The organism is Nocardia inohanensis NBRC 100128 (assembly GCF_001612945.1).
GTDB classification, from domain to species: domain Bacteria; phylum Actinomycetota; class Actinomycetes; order Mycobacteriales; family Mycobacteriaceae; genus Nocardia; species Nocardia inohanensis.
The window spans coordinates 633703-653333 of sequence record NZ_BDBK01000002.1 but is presented as its reverse complement, the minus strand read 5'-3'; the positions used below and the strand labels follow the sequence as shown (position 1 = coordinate 653333).

The window sequence follows — 19631 nt, the reverse complement described above, 5'->3', positions numbered from 1 at the left end:
GCGCCTAGCAGACTTGTGGTCTGTTTCCGACAAGGTCACAGCTTGATTGCGCTAGATGAACACAGTCTGAACCAAACATGAACAGACAGTGAACTGGTCCGGGCGGCAACCTCGGGACCTGCATTAATACAAGCGCTGACCAGGTGATTCAATTCAAACCACAGAGTGTTTCAGATCACAGAGAAATTTAGTCCGGATATTGCGATAAAGCATGAATCGCGCCATTTCTCGGCGTTTCGCGTTTCCATTGGCGATCTTCCGGCAACTATCACCGCCCGATCACGGGCCGTTCTCGGCGCGTTTTCGCCATGCGAGAGCCCGCGCACGCACGAGCAGGAGCTGCCCAGCCTGCGCCCCTGACCGACCAGGGTCGCCCACACTTCCGGCGAATGGCTACCGGGCCGGTGCGGCAGCGAGAGCCGTCGCCGTGACGGCTTCGGGGTTTCGGCGGCGGGCGGCGAAGCTGCGCAGGCCGCGCATGAGCAGCGGCAGCAGGGCCATCATGAGCAGCAGGCGGATGGTTTGCACGCTGGTGATGAGCGGGAGGTTGGCATTCATCTTGTCGGCCGTGGCCAGGACGGCGTTGATGCCGCCCGGCGTGGTCGCCAGGTACAGGTCCGACATCTCCAGGTCGACCAGGGCGGCCAGGCCCAGGGCGAGCGCCGCCACCAAGCCGGACAGGGCAAGCACCGCGGCCGTCATGGCGGGGATCATGCGCGCCATCTCCCGCACCACCGCGCGGGTGAAGCGGGTGCCGACCTCGAAGCCGACGAGCACGAAGAGCAGATCCTTGAACAGGTGGGTTGGGGCGTAGCCGTGGCTGACTCCCGCGGCGGTGAGGAGCGCGGTGAGCAGCATCGGGCCCAGCAGGGCGGCGTTCGGGAGACCGATGCGGCGGCCGGCCCAGGTTCCGATGAGGCACAACATGATTGCCGTGGACAGGCCCGCGACCTGATCGCCGCGGCCGACGATCATCCAGAACGGCAGCTCCGGATCGGTGACCGCGCCGCCGAGCGTGACCGAGCCGTAGGAGATTCCTTCCTCGTCGTCGAGGATCGCGGCGATGGCGGGCGCGCTCAGGGCGACCAGTGCCACGCGCAGGTATTGCATGAACGCCACCCGGCGCGGATCGGCGTCGAGTTCCTCGGCCGCCGAGACCACCGCGGCCGAACCACCGGCCAGCAGGCCCAGGGTCGAGGTAGGCACATCCACTTCGGCGGCGCGAGCGAAGACCAGTGCGACCGCGACGCTCAGTACGACGGTCGCGGCGGTCACCGCCAGCACCGGAATCAGCGCCCAGCCCAGCGTGGTCAGCAGCGAGATCTGGAGATAACTGCCCATGACCACGCCCAGCATGCCCTGCACGGCGGTATTCACCTGTCGCGGTAAGGGTTCGGGCAGACGATTGGTCATCGCCAGCCCCGCGCCCACCACGATGGCGAGGATCATCTGCGGGGCGGGGAATCCGATGCGATCCAGGAACGCCGCGCCGCCCAGTACGGCGGCTGCAAGAGCCACCCAGGCGAGCACCTGTCTGGGGTTCATACGAACCGATCCTGCGCGCCCACCGTTAACGGTCAGTAACAGCGCAGTTATCGCGACGATCCGGTTCGGTGTGATCTCCGATGCACTCGAATCACCTTGTGGAACAGGGTAAATCACATCACTGGAATTAGAACGCCCGCCGGACCGGGGTATCGGTCACGGCGGGCGGCAATTGTGTGGCAGGTTACGCGAGAGCCCCGGTGGAGAGGAAGCCGAGCAGGTCGTGGCGGGTGATGACGCCGACCGGCTTGCCGTCCTCGACGACCATCAGCGCGTCGGTCTCCTCGAGGGATTTGCGAGCCGCGGAGAGCGGTTCGCCGGAACCGATCAGCGGGAAGGCCGGGCTCATGTGCTTGGAGACCGGGTCGGTCAGCTGCGCGCGACCCTCGAAAACGGCCGACAGCAGATCGCGTTCGGTGACGCTGCCCGCGACCTCGCCCGCCATGATCGGGGGCTCGGCGCCGACCACCGGCATCTGCGAGACGTTGTATTCGCGCAGGATCTCGATGGCATCGCGGAGGGTCTCCGACGGATGGGTGTGCACCAGGTCGGGCAGGTTGCCGGACTTGCCGCGCAGGATGTCGCCGACCAGCGGCTCGGAGTGCCCGCCGTCCAGCTTGAGGAAGCCGTAGGACTGCATCCACTGATCGTTGAAGATCTTGGACAGGTAGCCGCGGCCACCGTCCGGAAGCAGTACCACCACAACGGCATCCGGGTCGCGCTCGGCGACCTTCAACGCCGCGACCACGGCCATACCGCAGGAGCCGCCGACCAGCAGGCCCTCCTCGCGCGCGAGGCGGCGGGTCATCTCGAAGGAATCGGCATCGGAGACGGCGATGATCTCGTCCGGGATGCTCGGGTCGTACGCGGTCGGCCAGAAGTCCTCACCGACGCCCTCGACCAGGTACGGGCGGCCGGTGCCGCCGGAGTACACCGAGCCTTCCGGATCCGCACCGATGATCTTGACCTTGCCGCCCGAGATCTCCTTCAGGTAGCGGCCGGTGCCGGTGATGGTGCCGCCGGTGCCCACGCCCGCCACGAAATGGGTGATCTTGCCTTCGGTATCGCGCCAGATCTCCGGACCGGTGGTCTCGTAGTGCGATTCCGGGCCGCCCGGGTTGGAGTACTGGTTCGGCTTCCAGGCGCCCGGGATCTCGCGCACCAGCCGGTCGGAGACGTTGTAGTAGCTCTGCGGGTCCTCGGGCGCGACGGCGGTCGGGCAGACCACGACCTCGGCGCCGTAGGCGCGCAGCACGTTCCGCTTGTCCTCGCTGACCTTGTCCGGGCAGACGAACACGCACTTGTAGCCGCGCTGCTGCGCCACCAGGGCCAGCCCGACACCGGTGTTGCCGGAGGTCGGCTCGACGATGGTGCCGCCGGGCTTCAGCAGCCCGTCCTTTTCGGCGGCGTCGATCATCTTGACGGCGATGCGGTCCTTGGAACGGCCGCCGGGATTGAGGTACTCGACCTTCGCGGCCACCAGTCCCGAGTCCGGACCCACCACGGAGTTCAGGCGAACGAGCGGGGTGTTTCCGATCAGATCGACGACATGGTTAGCGATGCGCATACGCCCTATCGTTGCAGAAAGGAGATCCGGGCCTTCGCGCACGTCGGGGATATCACGGTCGCGGGAAACTAGCATCGGCCGCATGCGGACGCCGAACAGGGTTGCCACCGGCCTGTTGCTCGGATGCCTCGCGGCCGCGGGGCTGATCCTCCCGGCCCCGGCGGCGCAGGCCCGGACCACCGAATTCGCCCCGGTCACTTCGCTTTTCCGGGATGCGCTGTGCTTCGGGAACATCCGCACCTGGGTGGAGGTGGACCCGGTGTACGCGGGGCGGGCGATCTTCAATATCAAGGCGCTGCCCATCACCGGGTTCGGCGAGGGGCCTTACAGTTTCGCGCCGCTGTGCGAGACCGTGACCACCATGGCGTGGCGGAATGTCGCCACGGGCGCGTCCGGCGAATATCGGGTGACCGTGGTGGCGGGCATCTACGGGAGCATCCAGTACGCGCTCTTCCAGGACACCGGGCCGGGACGCGTCGAGGTGAACGTGTTCACCGATATGCCGAACGCGCCGCAGCGCGGGTCCTTCGAGGTGCCCGCGCCGGCCGCGCAGTGACCTATCTCCCAGTTCATCCACTGGGATAGCGGCATACCGGATGTTTGTCCCGAATCACCGTCGTCGTAAATTCGATGGAGGTTCACCCCCGCAATTAAGGAGTCCTCATGGCTGAGGCCGTCATCGTTTCGTACGCCCGCTCGCCCATCGGCCGCGCAGGCAAGGGTTCCCTGGTGAGCATGCGCCCGGACGACCTCGCCGCGCAGATGGTGCAGGCCGCGCTGGACAAGGTCCCCTCGCTCGCCGTCTCCGACGTCGACGACCTGCTGCTCGGCACCGGCCAGCCCGCCGGTGAGGGCGGCTTCAATATGGCCCGCGCGGTGGCCGTGCAGCTCGGCTACGACTACCTGCCCGGCGTCACCGTCAACCGGTACTGCTCGTCCTCGCTGATGACCACCCGCATGGCGTTCCACGCCATCAAGGCCGGCGAAGGCGATGTCTTCATCTCGGCCGGCGTCGAAGCGGTCTCGCGATTCCCGAAGGGCACCGCCGACGGCTGGCCCGACACCCACAACCTGAAGTTCGCCGACGCCGAGGCGCGCACCAAGGAGACCGCGGCCGCCAACACCGCGTGGACCGACCCGCGCGAGAACGACCTGCTCCCGGACGTCTACATCGCGATGGGCCAGACCGCCGAGAACGTCGCCACCTACACCGGCATCTCGCGTGAGGACCAGGACCACTGGGGCGTGCGCTCGCAGCAGCGGGCCGAGGAGGCCATCAAGTCCGGCTTCTTCGAGCGTGAGATCACCCCGGTGACCCTGCCCGACGGCACCATCGTCACCACCGACGACGGGCCGCGCGCCGGCACCACCTACGAGAAGATCTCGCAGCTGAAGCCGGTCTTCCGCGAGAACGGCACCGTGACCGCCGGTAACGCCTGCCCGTTGAACGACGGTGCCGCGGCGCTGGTCGTCATGAGCGACACCAAGGCTCGCGAGCTGGGGCTGACCCCGCTGGCGCGCATCGTGGCCACCGGTGTGTCCGGTCTGTCGCCGGAGATCATGGGCCTCGGCCCGATTCAGGCCGTGCGCAACACGCTGAAGACCGCGGGCATGACCATCGACGACCTCGATCTGTACGAGATCAACGAGGCGTTCGCGGTGCAGGTCCTGGGTTCGGCTCGTGAGCTGGGCATGGACCACGACAAGCTGAACATCTCCGGTGGCGCGATCGCGCTGGGCCATCCGTTCGGTATGACCGGTGCGCGCATCACCGCGACCCTGATCAACAACCTCCAGACCCAGGACAAGCAGTTCGGCCTGGAGACCATGTGTGTGGGTGGCGGCCAGGGCATGGCGATGATCATCGAGCGCCTCGCATAACCGCCTCTCCGCGACTTCAGCGGCCGGTGAGAGCCGGGAGACCGCCGTTGCGGCCAACCGGCTGAGAGCCCGGTCGGCTTCTGGGCGTCCCCCGGGAGGTACCCGGAACCTCACGAAATCAGTTGGACGGCTCCCCATCCAAAGATGGGGAGCCGTTCTTCGTTATTACCTGGCAGGTAATCGACTTCGTTCCCGGCGCGGGGAAGTATCAAGGGCAACAACGTAGTACCTATTCAGGAGCTCGAAATGCCCGGATACGCCATCGCTCACCTGCACGACGTGGACGTGAACGCCGAGATCGTCGAATACCTCGAGCGGATCGAGAGCACCTTCGAACCGTACGGCGGGAAGTTCATCGTCCACGGCGGCCGGCAGACCATCAAGGAAGGCCCCGCCCACGCCAATGTGGTTGTCGTCGAATTCCCCAGCTACAAGGAAGCTTTGGAGTGGTACGACTCCCCCGCCTATCAGGCGATTCTTCCCCTTCGCACGCATAACTCGGTCGGCGTCGCCGTCATCGCCGAGGACTGCGGCGAAGACCACGTGTCCACCGATGTGCTGAAGGGGGTGACCGCCTGACCGAAGCTGCTCTGATCGATTGGCTACAAAAGAAGGGCGGGCACCGGAAACCGGTGCCCGCCCTTCGAAATCGGGGGCTCGGGGGCTTGGCCCCCGAATGGGGTTGGGGGCTTTGCCCCCTCCCCTCCTCCAGCCGCGCAGCGGCTAGCGATCCTGGAAGTACGACAGCAGTCGCAGGATCTCGATGTACAGCCAGACCAGCGTCACGGTCAGGCCGAACGCCACGCCCCAGGCCGCCTTCTCCGGCGCCTGAGCGCGGATGAGCTGATCGGCGGCGTCGAAGTCGAGCAGGAAGCTGAAGGCCGCGATGGCGATCACGACGAGGCTGAAGATGATCGACGTCGTGCTGCCGTCACGCAGGCCGAACCCGCCGCTGGTGAAGAAGCCGGCGACGAAGTTGCCGAGCATCAGCACCAGGATGCCGATCATGGCCGCCACGATCATGCGGGTGAAGCGCGGGGTCACGCGGATCGCGCCGGTCTTGTAGACCACCAGCATGCCGAAGAACACGCCGAAGGTGCCGAGCACCGCCTGCGCGATCAGACCCGAACCGCCGGCTCCGCCGAACTGAACGTTGGTGAACATGAACGACAGCGCACCGAGGAACAGGCCCTCGAACGCCGCGTAGCTCAGCACGATCGCCGGGTTGTCCTGCTTGCGGCCGAAGCTCGCGACCATTGCCAGGGCGAAACCGGCCAGGCCGCCGACGATCACGAACAGGCTGGCGAGCGAGTTGTTGGACGCGGTCAGCGCGTAGGAGATGATCGCCGCCACGGTCACCACGCCGAGCGTGATGCCGGTCTTGGTGACGACATCGTCGATGGTCATCGGCCGGGTGGTGGGCACCGCGGGCTGGTAGCCCTGCGGCGGGTAGCCCGGCTGCTGGCCGTACTGGTGAGCGAACTGTCCGGCTCCAGCCGCCGCAGAGCCGAAGCCGGCGTAGCCGCCGCCCTGCTGTTGCTGCTGCGTCAGGTTCCGGAAAACCGGGTTCGATGTGGAGCGCACAGTGCGTCCCTTTCTGGAGTCGCGGCGCACGTCGGTCGTGGCGCGGTTTCTATCTGGTCCAACGACCCGGAAGGTTGCCTAGTTCCCGGATCAGACCAACCGGACTTTACCCGAGCTTTACCCGGGGTGCCGAGAAGTCGGCGGGGCAACCGCGCCTTCGGCGTGCAAGACGGGGGGTTCGGGGACAAGCCCCCAACCCCCCCAAGCAGGTAGGGGTCAGGCGAGGTGAGGCATGACGCGGTCGGCGATCAGCTCCAGGTGGTCGAGGTCGGATAGATCGAGGATTTGGAGGTAGATGCGGGTGGTGCCGGTGGTCTCGGCGTAGTGGGCGATCTTGGTCACTACTTGGTCGGGGGTGCCGGCCAGGCCGTTGGCCTCGAGTTCGTCGACTTCGCGGCCGATGGCGGCGGCGCGGCGGGCGATTTCGGCGTCGGTGGCGCCGACGCAGGCGACGAGGGCGTTGGAGAAGGTGATTTCTTCCGGGGCGCGGCCGATGTCCTTGGCGGCGCGGCGAACTCGTTCGAATTGCTCGGCGGAGGCTTCGGCGGATTGGAAGGGGGCGTTGAATTCGGTGGCGTAGGCGGCCGCGAGGCGGGGGGTGCGCTTGGCGCCCATGCCGCCGACGATCACCGGGATGCGCTCCTGGGCCGGTTTGGGGAGGGCCGGGGAGTCGATGAGGGTGTAGTGAGTTCCGGTGTGGGAGAAGGTTTCCCCGGCGGGGGTGTTCCAGAGACCGGTGAGGATGGCCAGTTGTTCCTCGTAGCGGGGGAACTTGTCGGCGGGGAAGGGGATGCCGTACGCGGTGTGCTCGGCTTCGTACCAGCCTGCGCCGAGGCCGAATTCGACGCGGCCGCCGGACATGTTGTCGACCTGGGCGACCTGGATGGCCAGCACGCCGGGGTGGCGGAAGGTGGCGGCGGTGACCAGGGTGCCGAGGCGGATGCGGCTGGTTTCGCGGGCCAGCCCGGCCAGGGTGATCCAGGCGTCGGTGGGGCCGGGCAGACCGTCGGCGCCGCCCATGGCCAGGTAGTGGTCGGAGCGGAAGAAGGCGTCGTAGCCGAGGTCTTCGGCGGCCTTCGCCACGCGGAGGAGGGTGTCGTAGCTCGCGCCCTGCTGCGGTTCGGTGAAGATGCGGAGATCGATTCGTCCCATGACCAATATTGTGCTGGTCGGTCGTTAAATGGTTTCGGCCGCCCTTTGCGGGCGGCCGCCGCTCATTCCCGGACGTCGTGCAGACCGCGCACCGAACGGGTCACCGTGAATTTCCGATTGCGGCCCATCACATCGGTTTTCCCGACCATGCGCTCCATGACACCGCGGTAATTCAAATGGGTGTTGTAAACCGTCCAGAGTTCACCACCCGGCCGCAGCACCCGGCCCGCCTGCTGGAACATCTTGATGGCCGATCCGGTGTGCACGGCCGCGCCGACGTGGAACGGCGGATTGCAGAGCACGAGATCGGCGCTGTTGTCGGGCGCGCCGGACATGGCGTCGTCGCGCAGCACGGTCACCCGGTCGGCGACCGCGTTGAGCTCGGCGGTCGCCCGGGTCGAGGCCACCGCCGCCGCGGACTGGTCGGTTGCCGTGACCCGGATTCCGGGCCGCGACTGGGCCAGCGCCACCGCGAGAATGCCGGTGCCGCAACCCAGATCGATGGCATCGCGCGCATCGGGCTTCATTCGTTTCAGATAATCGAGCAGGAATCGCGTCCCGATATCCAGGCGCGGGCCGGAGAACGCCGCCCCGTGCGCCACCACCTCGAGCTCTCGATCGTCGAGCTTGTTCCGCACCGGAAACTGCGGCTCCCCCACCGGTTTCGGTTCGGTTGCCAGCAGGATGCGCGACTTCTGCCGTCCCCGGCTGGCCCGCACCGAACCGAAGGATTCGGCCAGCACCTCGTTCATCGCCGGGGTCAGGTACTTGTCCCGCCCGCCGGCGAACACCTCCACGTCGGGGGCGGCGAAACGCGCGATCGCATCGGCGGTTTCGGCGAGCCCGGACAGGGCGCGCGGCAAGCGCCACAACACCACCCGCACCCCCTCGAGCAATCCGCGCCCCAGCTCGTGCACGGCGTACCGGTCGGTCAGCCCGGCCGCGCGGGCATTGTTGGCCAGCGCCAATTCCCCGGTCAGCAGATCCTGATGCACCCGCACCCCGCGCAGATCGTGCGCCGCGATCGCCCCCAGGGTGAGCGCCCCGTAGCCGTCGTCGATCACGGCCACCCGCCCGTCCCCGGCGATGCCCAGGGAATCGGCGGCCACATCGAGCAGCAAGCGATCGGCGGCATCCACCGCGTAGAGGTTCACCGCCTCCACATCCGGATACCGCCGCAATCGTCCGAACAACTCCTCGACCTCAACCACACCTACAGTGTGCTAGATCATTGCCGCCCCGTCGCATTCGGCCGGGGTGAAATGCGAGGGACGACTTATTCGGGCCCGGCATTATTCTGCGGGGCCGCAATTCACATGCTGATCTTGCTTTTCCGTCGAATGCTCGAAATTCATCGGGGCGTGCGCCGCGGCATCATGGCCGAGGCCGCGATCATGACGGCGGCCATCACCGCCACGCCGATGAAGACCAGGTGCACGGCGTCGGAGAGCGCTTCGGGCGCGGGGTGGTCGGTCTTGCCGATGCGGGAGTTGACCATCGCGCCGAAGACCGCGACGCCGACCGAGCTGCCCAGGTTGCGGGCGAACATATTGGTGGAGGTGACCACGCCGCGCTCGGACCATTCGGCGCTGTCCTGGGCCGCGATCAGGGTGGGGCTGGCGACCAGGCCCATACCGGTGCCGACGATGAAGCAGCCGAGGGCGACCTGGAGCAGACCGGCGTGCGCACCCACCAGCAACAGGGATGCCGCGCCCACGGTCGCCAGGGTGCTGCCGATCAGCGCGGTGTAGCGGAAACCTATGCGCAGGTACACCTTTCCCGATTGCGAGGCCGACAGTGGCCAGCCGAGGGTGAGCGCGCCGACGGTGAGCCCAGCGATCAGCGCGCTGGTGCCGAGCACGCCCTGCGCGAAGGTCGGCACGTAGGAGGTCAGCCCGAGTAACACCGCACCGACCAGCAGCGAGACCAGGGAGCTGGCCACCAGGATGCGACGGGTGAAGACCCACAGCGGCAGAATCGGATTCACCGCGCGGCGCTCGACCAGGCCGAAGATCACCAGGACCAGTGCGCCACCGGCGAACAGCGCCAGGCTGATCGGCGAAGTCCAGGACCAGGCTTGGCCGCCTTCTAAGAGCGCCAGAATCAGCGCGCCCGCACCGACGGTGAGCAGGACCGCCCCGAGATAGTCGATGCGATGGCTCTGCCGCGGCGCCACCTCGGTGAACTTCCGCATGATCATCCAGGCGGCCAGGGCCGCGAGCGGCAGGTTGATCAGGAAAATCCAACGCCAGCTGAGGTATTCGGAGAACACGCCGCCGAACAGCGGCCCGAGCACCGAGGAGGTCGCCCACACCGCGGCCAGATACGCCTGCACCTTGGCGCGTTCGGCGAGGGTGTAGATATCACCGGCGATGGTGATGGACATCGGCCCGACCGCCCCCGCGCCGATGCCCTGCACCGCCCGGAAGGCGATGAGCGCGGGCATGCTGGTGGCGAGCCCGCACAGCAGCGAACCGAGCGCGAAGACCGCGATCCCGAACAGCATGACCGGCTTGCGCCCCAGCATGTCGGCGAGCTTGCCGTAGATCGGCACCGTAACCGCTTGCGCCAGTAGGTAAATACTGAACAACCACGGGAACTGCGAGAACCCGCCGAGTTGATCGGTGATGGTGAGCACGGCGGTGGCGATGATCGTCGAGTCCAGCGCCACCAGCGAGGTCGCCAGCATGAGCGCGGCGAGCATCGGCCCGCGCTCCGACCGCAGGCCGATCGACGACCCCACTTCCGTATCCGTCACCGGCAAGCCCTTTCGTTAGCCCAACTCACTAAGTGAATCGAACACCATGCCGCTTCGGCTATTCCACATTCCGCCCCACCGAAAGAACGACAGGCCGGGTCGCCGCTGCGAAGCGCCGACCCGGCGCAGGCACCGGGAAGCGGCTCGCCCCCCGACGGCTCGAGGATCAACACCCAGCACCGGAACGGCGATCCGGCGCAGGCACTGGGAAGCGGCTCCGCCCTCGACGGCTCGAGGATCAACACCCAGTACCGGAGCGGCGACCCGGCGAAGCAGCGGGAAAGTGGCTGCGCCGTCGATGCGCTCGAGGACCAACACCCCGCACCGGAGCCACGCTGGAGTGCCGCCCGCGCAAACAGGCGATGTCGGCGAGCCGGACAACGGCAGCGCGACGCCGGGCCGAGGAAGCTGGGCGGCGGTTCGCGCCGCCCCCTCGGGTTGCGGCTGTCAGTGCCTTATAGCGCGGCGACCAGTTCACGTAGGACCGGGAGGCTCACCGAGCCGGAGCCGAGCACCACGTCGTGGAAGTTCTTGATGTCGAAGGCAGCTCCGAGGCGGGCGGTGGCTTCGGCGCGCTGGCGGCGGATCTCCAGCTGGCCGACCTTGTACGCGACGGCCTGACCCGGCATGGCGATGTAGCGGTCCACCTCGATCCGGATCTCTTCCAGGCCGACCGGTGCGTTCGCCACCATGAAGTCGATGGCTTGCCGGCGGGTCCAGCCCTTGGCATGCAGTCCGGTGTCCACGACCAGGCGGCAGGAGCGCCAGGAATCGGCGGCGAGCATGCCGATGCGGGTGAGATCGTCGCTGTACAAACCCATTTCGTCGGCCAGCCGCTCGGTGTAGAGGGCCCAGCCCTCCACGAACGCGGTGTTGGAGAACGACATGCGCTGGAAGCGGGGCAGCTGCTCGAGCTCGTTGGCGATGGTCAACTGGAGGTGATGCCCGGGAATCGCCTCGTGATAGGCCACCGACGCGGTCTCGTAGCGGTTCTTGCCCTTGGGCTCGTGCTGGTTGACGTAATACGCGCCGGGGCGGGAACCGTCGGCGGCGGGCGGGAAGTAGTAGGCGGCGGGTGCGTCGGCGGCCAGGAACTCCGGTACCGGGAGGATGTCGCAGGCCTGCCGGGGCAACCGACCGAACCAGTTGCCCATCTCCGCCTGTGCCGCAGCGAGATACCGCCGGGCGTCGGCCATGATTTCCTCGCCGTCGCCGTAGCGCAGCGCGGAATCCTCGCGCAGCCGGGTGAAGATCGCCGTCAGTTCGGAGAGCCCGAACAGCCGCCCGCCGACCTCGGCGTACTCGGCGCGCAGCCCCTCGAGTTCGTCGAGCCCGAGCTGATGGATCTGCTCGGCCCCCAGATCCGGCAGCGTGGTGTGATGCCGCAGCAGCCGCCGGTAGATGTCCTCGCCGTCCACGCCGAGCCAGCACAGGCCGGGCTGTTCGTTCGAGCGCGCGGCGGGCAGCAGCTCATCGGCGAGGGCGGCGCGGTACGCGGCGAACGCCGGGCGGATGACCTCCCGCGCCACCTCGGACAGGTCTGCGCGCCAAGCCTTCTCGCCGTCCCAGTCCGCCGGTCCGGGGAAGGTGACGAACGGATCGGCGGCGATATCGGAGGCCAGATACCCGTCGAGCTGATTGAGCGACCGTTCGATGGTGATGCGCGCCGGCGCCCGCCCCGCCGCCAGGCCGGCCCGGAAACGCGTGACGGCCTGCCCCATCAGCTCCCCGAACTGCCGATAGCGCCGCACCAGCCGCTCGGCGTTCTCCGGCTGCGGCGCGTTCAACTGCGGAGCCATGGTGAGCAGGCCCGCGTGCACGCCGGTCATCTGGTCCGATGCCAGCTCCAGTGGCCGCCATTCCAGATGCGATGCGGCGGAATCGAGTTCGGTTCGCAACAGGCTGCGGGTGATCCGGTCCTGCGCGTCCAGCCGCTCCGGGTCGAGCGCGTCCACCTCGGCCAGCAGCCCCCGCCAGGTGCTCAGCAGCCGCTGTTCGGCCGCCTCCGACAGATCCTCGATACGATCGTCGAACCGCCTGTCCCCCAACAGCGTTGCCCCACTGGGCGCGGACTCCAGCATGGCATCCCAGTATCGGTCGGCGAGCGAGACGAGTTCCTCATGCGCATCCATGCGCTCCATCATGCCCGCGCCCACCGGCCCTCGTCCCAGGCCCGCGAACTTCGCGCACGGCGCGCCGGGGACCGCCCGCTCAGCGCCGCGGCGGCACCGGAATACGCATCAAATCCTCGGCGACCACGATCTCCCCGTCGAAATGCGCACGGGCATCGGCGAGATGCTGGTCCAGGGTGCGGTAGCGCTGCGAGAAATGGGTCAGCACCAGCAGGCGCGCGCCCGCCTTGGCCGCGACCGAGGCGGCCTGCCCGGCGGTGAGATGCCCGTACTCGACGGCCAATTCCTCGTCGGCATCACTGAAAGTGGCCTCGATGACCAGCATGTCCACGTTCTGCGCCAGGTCGTACACGCCGTCACAGAGGCGGGTGTCCATGATGAACGCGAAACTCTGGCCGGGCCGGGCTTCGCTGACCTCGTCGAGAGTGATTACCCGCCCGCCGATTTCGACCCGGCCGTCGCGCTGGAGCTGCCCGACCACCGGTCCGGCCAAGCCGAATTCGCGCAGCCGTTCGGGAATGAAGCGAATGCCGTCGGGCTCGTCGAGCCGGTAACCGAAGGCTTCGACGGGATGGGAGAGCCGCGCCGTCCGCATGGTGAAATCGGCTCCCGCCGCGGGCAGTTCACCGGTTTCGCTGATCGGATGCGGATGCAGCTCGACCCGCCGATTGTGCGCGGAGGAATCGACCAGCCGGTCGTAGAAGATCTCCCCAGAGGCCGGGAAGTACACGTCGACCGGGTGCAAGGCCCCGTCGAGGTTGATCCGCCCGAGCACGCCCGGCAGTCCGAAACAGTGGTCGCCGTGGAAGTGCGTGATCCCGATCCGGGTGATCCCGCTGGCAGCCACGCCGGCGAAACTCATCTGCCGCTGCGTGCCCTCGCCGGGATCGAAGAGCAATCCCTCCTGATCCCAACGCAATAGATAGCCATTGTGATTGCGCTGCTTGGTCGGTACTTGACTGGCTGTTCCGAGGATGACCAGTTCGCGCTGTGACACGGCCGCCAGGCTACCGCTCGGCCGGCCGATACTCGCGGCGGTGCGGTCCGGGCGCGTCCCCCGCGATACCAGGCAGGGGTATCGAGACCCGCCGCGGCGCGGCCACTAGACTGACCCCGTGGTCGAACAGCAGGCACCCGGCACCCGGTATATCCGGGCGTTCGGCCTGTTCGCACTCCTGGCCGGGATCGTGGCCATGCACGCCGTGGTCTTCGGCATGCCCCACGCCGAGCCCGCCGCCCATGCCGCGGGTTCCCACCTATCGATGACGGCCGCCGTGCCCCAGCACCAGGCGGTGACCGTCAAGCCTGCCGAACCCGCCGCGACCGCGCTGCCCGGCTGCGGCGGCGACTGCGACAGCGGCCACGCCGCCATGCACGGCTGCCTGTTCGTACTCTCGGCGCTACTGCTCGGACTGGGCCTGACCCTGCTCGGCTGGGCCGGTCTCCGCGATCGCGAAACCGCCACCGTGCGGGTGCGCCAGCCGCGCGCACAGCGCGCCCGTCCCCCACCCTGGACGGTGCCGACCTTGGCCGATTTGGCGATTCTGCGGATCTGATGGGCCGCCGCTGCCGCGTATCCCCCACGCGGAGCGGGTTTTCGCCTGCCCTTTTCCGGATTCAGCGGCCATTGCCGCAATCGCCAAGGAGTACAACCATGTTCAGCACCCGTATCAAGCTCGCCCTCGTCGCCGGCACCTCGGCGCTCGCCCTGCTGGCGGCGGGCTGTAGCAATGATCGGAACGAATCGTCCATGCCCGGCATGGATCACGGCTCGAGTTCCAGCGCCACGTCGGCCCAGCCCGCCACCCGCACCGATTTCAACGCCGCCGACATCACCTTCTTGCAGATGATGTACCCGCATCACGCGCAGGCGGTGGAGATGGCGAAGCTGGTCCCGTCGTGCTCGCGGAATCAGGAATTGATCGCCCTCGCCAAGAGTGTCGAGCAGGCCCAGTCGCCGGAGATGCAGCAGATCACCACGCTGCTCCAGGCTTTCGGCAAGGGCGCGCCGAGCGCGACCATGAACGCCCACGAAGGCATGTCCGGCATGATGTCGCACGATCAGATGACGCAGCTGGAGCAGCTGTCCGGCACCGAATTCGACAAGCTGTGGATGCGCATGATGATCGAGCACCATCAGGGCGCGATCGCGATGGCGAACACCGAGCTGGCCACCGGGCAGAACACCGATTCCAAGGCGCTCGCGCAGGCCATCGCCGGCGCACAGCAGGGTGAGATCGATCAGATGAACCGGATGCTCGCCCAGGGCTAGTCCGCCGAAAAGGCAACGGGTGCGCCGTAGTCCGGCGCACCCGTGATCTAACTTCCGATGACCGCGTTCATGATGGTCCCGGCGCTGGTGGCGGTCGCGCCGCCGATCATGGCACCCGCCACCATCTTCGGTGATTCCAGGCCGCCGCCGCTCCACTTCTCCCAGGCGAAGCGGCCGCCGCCGTAGGTGATGGCGGTGACGCCGGAGAGCATGGTGAACCAGGTGAAGTAGCGGACCAGCTTCATCAGCTTGTCCGCCACCGGCGGCGTTTCCGGGGTCGGATTGCCGATCTGCGCGACGACGGTGGTGTACGTGTCGTGCACGGCGGCGAGGAGCATGCTCACGATCGGTTCCTCTCGAATGCTGAGACGGTGCTGACGGGGCCGAACTTGTGGCACAACTCTCATTAGTCGAGACAATTGAACCGCATCCGCCAGGTCGTACGTGGGACGACACACCACCCGCACCGAACTCGAGCAGCCGATCAGCTACCGATTTTGCCGGTTCCCTCCGCCTGGCCCGCGAGCAGTTCGTTCCGCTTGCCGAGCAGCGAGTGCTTGCGGCTGTAGGCGAAGTACACGATCAGGCCCAGCGCCATCCAGACGATGAACCGCAGCCAGGTCTCCACCGACAGGTTGAACATCAGCCAGGCGCAGGCCAGCACCGACAGGATCGGGATGAGCGGCACCAGCGGAACCCGGAAGCCGCGCGGCAGGTCGGGACGGGTCTTGCGGAGCACCAGCACGCCCAGCGACACCAGCACGAAGGCGAAGAGGGTGCCGATATTGACCATCTCCTCCAGGGTGCCGAAGTCGACGAAGCCGGCGAGCAGCGCGCAGATGACGCCGACGATGGCGGTGATCCGCACCGGGGTGCCCTTGCGGCCGGTGTGCGCCAGCGAACGCGGCATCAGGCCGTCGCGGGACATGGCGAACAGCACCCGGGTCTGGCCCAGGAACAGCACCATGACCACGGTGGTGAGGCCGGCCAGCGCGCCGATGGAGATGACGTTCTTGGCCCAGGTGACGCCATTGAGCGCGAAAGCGGTTGCCAGCGTGGCGTTCTCGCCTTGCAGATCCTTGTAGGACACCATGCCGGTGAGCACCAGCGACACCGCTACGTACAGCACGGTGACGATGGCGAGCGAGCCCAGGATGCCGCGCGGCACATTGCGCTGCGGATCCTTGGTCTCCTCGGCGGCGGTGGCGACCACGTCGAAACCGATGAAGGCGAAGAACACGATCGAGGCGGCGGCGAGCAGGCCGTACCAGCCGTAGGTGGTGCCGCCACCACCGGTGACCAGCGCGAACAGCGTCTGACGCAGGCCGGAGGTGTCATCGGCGACCGGCACCGACTCCGGAATGAACGGCTTCAGGTTGTCGAGCTTGAAGTAGGTCGCGCCGACCACCAGCACCAGCGCGATGATCGCCAGCTTGATGGCGACCGCGACCGCGGAGACCCGCGAGGACAGCTTGGTGCCCAGCGCCAGCAGCACGCCGAGGATGGCGATCAGCAGTACCGCGCCCCAGTCGAACTTCACCGATCCGAAGTGCCAGATCGGCTGATGCCCGCCCATGACCGTGCCCAGGTACTGCGACCAGCCCTTGGCGACGACCGAAGTGCCGAGCGCGAATTCGAGGATGAGGTCCCAGCCGATGATCCAGGCGGCGAGTTCGCCGAAGGTGGCGTAGGAGAAGGTGTAGGCACTGCCGGCGACCGGCAGGGTGGAGGCGAACTCCGCGTAGCAGACCGCAGCCAGGCCGCAGGCGATGGCGGCGAAGACGAAGGCCAGCGAGACCGCGGGTCCGGCGTGATTGCCGGCGGTGCGCGCGGTGAGGGTGAAGATACCCGCGCCGACCACCACGGCGACACCGAAGACGGTGAGGTCCCAGGAGGTCAGATCCTTGCGGAGTTTGGCGTCGGGTTCGTCGGTGTCCCGAATGGACTGTTCGACCGTCTTGGTACGGAACAAGCCGGTGGTGCGGGTGGCCGCGGGGCCGACCACATCAGGCTGAGTCTCCGGAGTAGCCACTGTCTCTCCTATATCTGGGCTTCTCGGCAACAATGCAGTTCACGCCTCTTCCCGGGTCCTTGCTCGCGATCCCGGGGCGAGACCTGAGTTGTCGGCGTCACAGCGAACCGTATCACTCACTGGTACGAACCAGTTCAGCAACCTGACAGCCAATATTCGCCGAATTACTCCTTTCGAATACCCACTCGCGACGCTCCCCAGCGACCACCCGGTCCCGATAGGGTTAGCTATGCGGTCCGGCGACAGGTTCGAAGGCGGGGATCCGCAGGCGCTGGACCGGATTCTGGCGGACGCGGCGGTGGTGCGGGTGCGGGAGCTGCGCGGCGATCCGGAACCGCTGCTGGAGGAGCGCGATCCGATCGCGCTCCAGGCGCTCCGGGAGTCGCTGCGCATTGCCGATCTGCCCGGCTTCATCTGCCGGTGCCTGGGCAATGTGGCGCTGGAGTTCCTCGATGCCGCCGACGCGACGCTGGCGATGGTCACCCTGCATCACGGGTATTCGGTGCGCTGGGACGGCTGGCCCGAGCACGCGCTGCTCGCCGACGGGGTGCGCATGCTGGAATGGCTCGCGGTGCGCGGGGTGCCGGGGCCGTTGCGCGAGTATCGGGAAGCCGAGGAGTAATACTCGACGGCATGGTCGAGTTTCCCGAGCACAACGTGGGTCCGAAGTGGAAGGGCAAGCGGGTCGGGTACTTCCGCGAGACCGCGGGGTACAAGCGGTACCGGGCCGCGTATCAGGACGGCTTCGAACAGCTGCCCCCGGTACGCGAGTCGGTGGATGTGCCGACCCGGTTCGGGGTGGTGCGGGCCTATCGATTCGGCGCGGGATCGGGCACGCCGCTGGTGCTGCTGCCCGGGCGGCAGGCCGCGACGCCGATGTGGGCGGCGAATCTGCCCGGGCTGACCGTGTTGCGACCGGTGATCACGCTGGATCTGCTGGGCGAGCCGGGTGCGAGCGTGCAGGCAAAGCCGCTGGAGGACGATGCCGATCAGGCCGAGTGGCTGGCGGAGGCTTTGGCGGTGCTGGAACCGCGGCCGGTGCATGTGCTCGGGGTGTCCATCGGCGGCTGGTCGGCGGTGAACTTGGCGGTGCGGCATCCGGAGCGCGTGGCCTCGCTCATCACCATGGACGCGCCGTTCGTCTTCGGCGGCGTGACCTGGAAGATGATCATGGTTTCACTGGGTTCGGTGCTGCCGGGCATGCCGGACAAGTGGCGAAATCGCTTGCTCGGCTGGATCTCCGGTGGGGTGCAGGCGCCGCAGGACCTGCCCGAGGGGCGGCTCATCGCCTCCGGCATGAAGGATTTCGCCGCCTATCTGCCCATGGTGAAGCAGCCTTCGGCGGAACAGCTTTCGGCCCTCGAAGCGCCGTTCCTGGGCGTCTTCGCCGGGCGCAGCATCGTGCACAAGTCGAAGAAGCTGGCCGCGAAGGCGCGCAAACTGCTGCCGGCCGGGCAGTTCGAGGTGTGGCCGGAAGCATCGCACGCCATCAACGGCGAGTTTCCCGATCGGATCGCGGAGCGGGTGAAAACCTTTCTCGCCGAGGTCGATCCGATCACGGACTGATCAGGGCACCAGCACCGCGCGGCCGCGGATCTGGCCTTTGTCCAAGCGCTGGAAGGCATCCGGGCCCTCGGCGAGATCGAAGCGCTCGACCTCCATGTGCAGTTTCCCGGCCTGCGCCAGCGCCACACAGGCGTGCAGGTCGGCACGGGTGCCGCCGAGCGACTTTCGCACCGTCGCACCCCACGGCAGGCCCGGCCCGCCGGCGGGTCCCGCGGTGATCCCGGGATCACCGTCCCCGATGCCGACCATGCGATAGGCGCCGTTGGGCGCGACGGTCTCCACCGCCAGTTTGGCGGTGGAGTTGACCCCGACGAAGTCGAAGACCGCCTCCGCGCCGCGCCCGCCGGTCAGCTCCAGAATCTGCTTCGCGGCATCGTCACCGGCCAGGATGCTCACGTCCGCACCGCACGCCGCGGCCAGTTCCAGCTTCTCCGGCGCGGTGTCGACGGCGATCACGCGCACACCGCTGATCGCGTGCAGGATCTGCAAGGCCGCGTGCCCGAGCCCGCCGATGCCGATGGCGACCGCGGTGCCGCCGGGCCGCAGCACGTCCTGGGCGCCGCGAATCGCGTGGTAGGCGGTGAGCGCGGCATCGGCGACCGGGGCGGCCTGGAGGAAGTCGAGATCGCCGATCGGCACGAAAGTGCTTGCGGGAATGCGCACGTACTCGGCCATCCCACCCTCCATGGTGAGACCCGGGCACGGCGGCATGGCGACCCGGCCCGCCGCCAGGCAGACATTCTCGTTGCCGCTCACGCACTCCCGGCACACGCCGCAGGTCCAGAACAGGTACACCACCCCGCGCTCGCCGACCTCGCGCCCGCTCACATCCGAGCCGATGGCCTCGATGGTGCCGGCGATCTCGTGGCCGAGCGTGAGCGGATCCTCGCGCAGTTGGATCGGGAAGTTGACCAGGGTCAGGTCGGAGTGGCAGACGCCGGCCGCGCCGACCCGGATCAGCAGGTCGTTGGGGCCGATATCGGGAACCGGGATGTCGTTGACCACCACGGTTTCCGGGCCGGTCCACTGGAGTGCTCGCATGGCGCTTCCTCTGTGTGCTCGCGTCTGATCCTGCGCTTGTCGCCTGTGATCTGGCGCACAAGGTAGCATTCACTGTACAGACTGTCTAGCGAATGACGGAA

At 67.5% G+C, this 19631-nt stretch carries 18 protein-coding genes; 7 read left to right on the top strand and 11 right to left on the bottom strand.

The genetic code is table 11. The features are described from left to right. Window positions 1-393: 393 nt before the first annotated feature. Window positions 394-1545 carry an AbrB family transcriptional regulator gene (locus tag NI1_RS09295; protein ID WP_084522827.1) on the bottom strand — a complete coding sequence of 384 codons (1152 nt, stop codon included), beginning with the start codon at window positions 1543-1545 and terminating at the stop codon, window positions 394-396. Between the two features lie 184 nt (window positions 1546-1729). Next, window positions 1730-3112, bottom strand: coding sequence for a cystathionine beta-synthase (locus tag NI1_RS09290; RefSeq protein ID WP_067816855.1), 1383 nt, complete (start codon window positions 3110-3112; stop codon window positions 1730-1732). Between the two features lie 82 nt (window positions 3113-3194). Between NI1_RS09290 and NI1_RS09285 the strand changes: the two genes are divergently transcribed. From NI1_RS09285 to NI1_RS09275, 3 genes are all read left to right on the top strand, one after another. Further along, the gene (locus tag NI1_RS09285) at window positions 3195-3668 is read left to right on the top strand and encodes a hypothetical protein (RefSeq protein WP_067816853.1); all 474 of its coding nucleotides are present in this window, start codon (window positions 3195-3197) and stop codon (window positions 3666-3668) included. Window positions 3669-3775: 107 nt separating this feature from the next. Continuing rightward, window positions 3776-4993, top strand: a complete 1218-nt coding sequence (locus NI1_RS09280; RefSeq protein WP_067816850.1) for an acetyl-CoA C-acetyltransferase — start codon at window positions 3776-3778, stop codon at window positions 4991-4993. A gap of 246 nt (window positions 4994-5239) precedes the next feature. After that, window positions 5240-5572, top strand: coding sequence for a DUF1330 domain-containing protein (locus tag NI1_RS09275; protein ID WP_067816847.1), 333 nt, complete (start codon window positions 5240-5242; stop codon window positions 5570-5572). Between the two features lie 144 nt (window positions 5573-5716). On the opposite strand, the gene NI1_RS09270 is transcribed toward NI1_RS09275, so the two are convergent. From NI1_RS09270 to NI1_RS09245, 6 genes are all read right to left on the bottom strand, one after another. Next, entirely contained in the window at window positions 5717-6577 is an 861-nt protein-coding gene (locus NI1_RS09270) for a Bax inhibitor-1/YccA family protein (RefSeq protein ID WP_067816843.1), read from the bottom strand. A gap of 216 nt (window positions 6578-6793) precedes the next feature. After that, window positions 6794-7729, bottom strand: coding sequence for an LLM class F420-dependent oxidoreductase (locus NI1_RS09265; RefSeq protein WP_439957236.1), 936 nt, complete (start codon window positions 7727-7729; stop codon window positions 6794-6796). Window positions 7730-7791: 62 nt separating this feature from the next. After that, on the bottom strand, window positions 7792-8940 hold the full coding sequence (locus NI1_RS09260) for a class I SAM-dependent methyltransferase (protein ID WP_067816841.1): 1149 nt from the start codon (window positions 8938-8940) through the stop codon (window positions 7792-7794). A gap of 140 nt (window positions 8941-9080) precedes the next feature. Further along, a complete protein-coding gene (locus tag NI1_RS09255) occupies window positions 9081-10433 on the bottom strand; it encodes an MDR family MFS transporter (RefSeq protein ID WP_067818038.1) in 1353 nt (450 codons plus the stop codon). Between the two features lie 509 nt (window positions 10434-10942). After that, window positions 10943-12619: a DUF885 domain-containing protein gene (locus tag NI1_RS09250; protein ID WP_245663139.1), complete on the bottom strand. Its 1677-nt coding sequence runs from the start codon at window positions 12617-12619 to the stop codon at window positions 10943-10945. Window positions 12620-12698: 79 nt separating this feature from the next. Beyond that, a complete protein-coding gene (locus tag NI1_RS09245; protein ID WP_067816839.1) occupies window positions 12699-13616 on the bottom strand; it encodes a ribonuclease Z in 918 nt (305 codons plus the stop codon). Window positions 13617-13734: 118 nt separating this feature from the next. Here NI1_RS09245 and NI1_RS09240 point away from each other — a divergent pair, with 118 nt between their 5' ends. Beyond that, a complete protein-coding gene (locus NI1_RS09240; protein ID WP_067816837.1) occupies window positions 13735-14175 on the top strand; it encodes a DUF6153 family protein in 441 nt (146 codons plus the stop codon). A 98-nt stretch (window positions 14176-14273) separates the two neighbouring features. Continuing rightward, window positions 14274-14891 (top strand): DUF305 domain-containing protein, encoded by a 618-nt coding sequence (locus tag NI1_RS09235; protein WP_067816835.1) that lies wholly within the window; start codon window positions 14274-14276, stop codon window positions 14889-14891. A 47-nt stretch (window positions 14892-14938) separates the two neighbouring features. Here NI1_RS09235 and NI1_RS09230 read toward each other — a convergent pair whose 3' ends face one another. Together NI1_RS09230 and NI1_RS09225 are read right to left on the bottom strand one after the other, a co-directional pair. Further along, window positions 14939-15229, bottom strand: coding sequence for a hypothetical protein (locus NI1_RS09230; RefSeq protein ID WP_174564479.1), 291 nt, complete (start codon window positions 15227-15229; stop codon window positions 14939-14941). 146 nt (window positions 15230-15375) lie between these two features. Beyond that, entirely contained in the window at window positions 15376-16923 is a 1548-nt protein-coding gene (locus NI1_RS09225; RefSeq protein WP_067816833.1) for an amino acid permease, read from the bottom strand. 229 nt (window positions 16924-17152) lie between these two features. Here NI1_RS09225 and NI1_RS09220 point away from each other — a divergent pair, with 229 nt between their 5' ends. Further along, the gene (locus tag NI1_RS09220) at window positions 17153-17545 is read left to right on the top strand and encodes a hypothetical protein (RefSeq protein ID WP_067816830.1); all 393 of its coding nucleotides are present in this window, start codon (window positions 17153-17155) and stop codon (window positions 17543-17545) included. A gap of 11 nt (window positions 17546-17556) precedes the next feature. Then, window positions 17557-18489 (top strand): alpha/beta fold hydrolase, encoded by a 933-nt coding sequence (locus NI1_RS09215; RefSeq protein ID WP_067816827.1) that lies wholly within the window; start codon window positions 17557-17559, stop codon window positions 18487-18489. Here NI1_RS09215 and NI1_RS09210 read toward each other — a convergent pair whose 3' ends face one another. Then, window positions 18490-19530, bottom strand: a complete 1041-nt coding sequence (locus NI1_RS09210) for an NAD(P)-dependent alcohol dehydrogenase (protein WP_067816824.1) — start codon at window positions 19528-19530, stop codon at window positions 18490-18492. Window positions 19531-19631 lie beyond the last annotated feature (101 nt).